The sequence below is a fragment of the Dietzia sp. E1 genome (assembly GCF_014145015.1).
Taxonomy (GTDB): Bacteria; Actinomycetota; Actinomycetes; order Mycobacteriales; family Mycobacteriaceae; genus Dietzia; species Dietzia cinnamea_A.
Map to the genome: position 1 here is coordinate 1 of NZ_JAALDU010000329.1, position 2,392 is coordinate 2,392.

Below are 2,392 nucleotides of genomic sequence, written 5' to 3' on the forward strand. Positions count from 1 at the left end.
ACGTCGACGGTCGTGGTCATGTGGTTCTCCCAGGATCGGCCGCGGGGTCCACCGCGGGGTCGGGGCGGCCGTACACCGTGCGGACCCACATGTCCGCGGCGACGGTGAGCAGCGGTTCCCGGGGGCGGCCCGGGTCGTAGGCCAGCTGCTCGAGGACGGTCTCGTTGATGTGGATGAGCCCCACGGCGAGCGCGTCGGCGTCGACGCCCTCCGGGGCCCGGCCGGCCGCGCGCTCGGCGCGGAGGAATTCGGCGATCTGCACGGCGAGGGCCCGGCGGCCGTCGTCCCACAGGTCACGGGTCTGGGCGTGCTTGCTGCGCGCGGTGAGCAGGGCCCGGTAGATGTGGGCCTTGTCGAGGACCCGGTCGGTCAGCCGCTCGAGCGCGGCGGTGACCCGGGTGCGGAAGTCCCCCTCGCCGCGCACCGCCGTCTCGACGGCGGCGTCGGCCTCGTCCTGCACCATCGCCAGCAGCACGCCCACCGCGGCGGCCTTGGAGTCGAAGTAGAAGTAGAACGCCGACCGGGTGATGCCGGCGGACTCGGTGAGGTCGGCCACCGAGATGTCGTCCAGCGCGGTGGTCTTCAGCCGGTCGTCGAGCGCGGCGAGCAAGGCCTCGCGCCGCCGGTCGCCTCGCGGGGAGGTGGCGCCGGCCGGCGCCGCGGGTGTCATGTCGTCACCTTGGGCCGGAGGGCGGGTCCGTGGGCGCGGGCGCGGTCGAGTCCTCGGGGTATCTCACGGGTACGCATGTCGTGTTCATACAGGAAGTAGTCGACCTGCTGCTGATGCCGGGGCGTGTCGAGCATGTGGCCGATGTACTTCTTCTCGTCCTCCACGATCACCCGCTTCATCTCCTCGACCGGCGGGGTGCGGTAGAGGCCGGCCGCCCACGCGGCCACGAGCCGGGCCTGCGCCTCGACGAACGGGAAGAGGGTGGGCGTGGCCTGGGCGAACCCGACGAAGGCCAGGTCCTCGACGCCCGGGGTGAACATGCGCTTGTACAGCGGCACGTGGTTGTGCTCGTCGGCGCTGAGGAAGTCTCGGTCGAAGAACGGGAACGTGGTGTTGTACCCGGTGGCCTGGATGATGACGTCGAACTCGGTGCTGGTGCCGTCGGCGAAGTGCACGGTCCGGCCGTCGAGGCGGTCGATGTCGCCCTTGGCGGTGACGTCGCCCGAGCCCAGGCGCAGCGGCAGTTCGACCGACTGCGTGGGGTGGGCTTCGAAGAACTTGTGGTTGGGCTTGGGCAGCCCGTACGACTCCGGGCGCCCGGCCGACATCGGCTGCATCGTCTGGATGACCTTGCGCTGCCACGAGTACGGCAGGTACGGGAACGTCGCGAAGTACTTGTCGGCCGGTTTGCCCGCGATGTACTTGGGTACGATCCAGGCGCTCGACCGGGTCGAGAGCGTGACCTCGTTGCGCATCACCTTGGACGAGAGCTCCACCGCGATGTCGGCGGCGCTGTTGCCCAGGCCCGCCACGAGGATCTTCTTGTCCATGAGGTGCAGCGGGGTCCACAGGTCGATGTAGGCGTGGGAGTGGATCATCTCGCCGGTGAACTCGCCGGGGAAGTCGGCGAACCGCGGGTCCCAGTGGTGCCCGTTGCCCACCACGAGGGCGTCGAACTGGTGCGACTCCGTGGGGCCCGTGCCGTCCGCGCCCGCGGTGGTGAGCTCCCAGCCGCCCTCCGGCAACCGCTCGGCATGCATGACGCGCGTCTCGAACTCGATCGATCCGAGCAGGTCGAAGGCCTCGGCGTAGTCGTCGAGGTACTGCTTGATCTGCGAGTGGTGGGGGAAGTCCGGGAACTCCTCCGGCATGGGGAAGTCGCGGAAGCTCAGCTGGTGCTTGGAGGTGTCGATGTGCAGTGAGCGGTACGCGCTCGAGCTGCCGTTGGGGTTGTCGAACGCCCAGTTGCCGCCGATCCGGTCCGATGCCTCGAAGCACACCACGTCGATCCCGTAGTCGCGCAACATCTTCACCGTGGTCAGGCCGCTGATGCCCGCGCCGATCACGGCGATCCTGCAGGTCGAAGTCATACGAACCCCTTCGGCGCGGTCCTCGGCGAGGCACACTCACCAGGACAGAGAGCTATGGCGCGCATCACACTATGGTTCGTGTTGACGGCCGTCAACGGCTTCCTCTGCCGGGGTGTCGCGCACGGTCGGCGCCCCCTGTCGACCCGAGGGGAGGCCACATGGTCCATGACGATGCCGATGACGATGCACAGGTCCGCGCCGCCGGCGGCGACGTGGCCACCGGCCGTGGGGAAGTGACCGGCTATGCCCGCGCGGCGGTCGTCGTGGGCGGCGCCTCGGGTATCGGCTGGGCGACCGCCCGCGCCCTCGCGGCGGCCGGGTGGTGGGTGACGATCGCCGATCTCGACGCCGA

Annotated in this window: 2 protein-coding genes and 1 pseudogene; 1 reads left to right on the top strand and 2 read right to left on the bottom strand. The window is 69.9% G+C overall.

The window, feature by feature from the left end:
- Positions 1–16: 16 nt before the first annotated feature.
- Positions 17–670 carry a TetR/AcrR family transcriptional regulator gene (locus G6030_RS11140; protein ID WP_007633842.1) on the bottom strand — a complete coding sequence of 218 codons (654 nt, stop codon included), beginning with the start codon at positions 668–670 and terminating at the stop codon, positions 17–19.
- Positions 667–2,040, bottom strand: a complete 1,374-nt coding sequence (locus G6030_RS11145; RefSeq protein ID WP_007633840.1) for an NAD(P)-binding domain-containing protein — start codon at positions 2,038–2,040, stop codon at positions 667–669. Before G6030_RS11145 ends, G6030_RS11140 begins: the two co-directional genes overlap by 4 nt.
- A gap of 158 nt (positions 2,041–2,198) precedes the next feature.
- Here G6030_RS11145 and G6030_RS16530 point away from each other — a divergent pair.
- Positions 2,199–2,392 (top strand): annotated as a pseudogene (locus G6030_RS16530) (hypothetical protein); the annotation flags it as partial.

Coding starts and splice junctions, on each gene's coding strand:
- G6030_RS11140 (WP_007633842.1), bottom strand. CDS start 670: ATGACACCCGCGGCGCCGGCCGGCGCCACCTCCCCGCGAGGCGACCGG.
- G6030_RS11145 (WP_007633840.1), bottom strand. CDS start 2,040: ATGACTTCGACCTGCAGGATCGCCGTGATCGGCGCGGGCATCAGCGGC.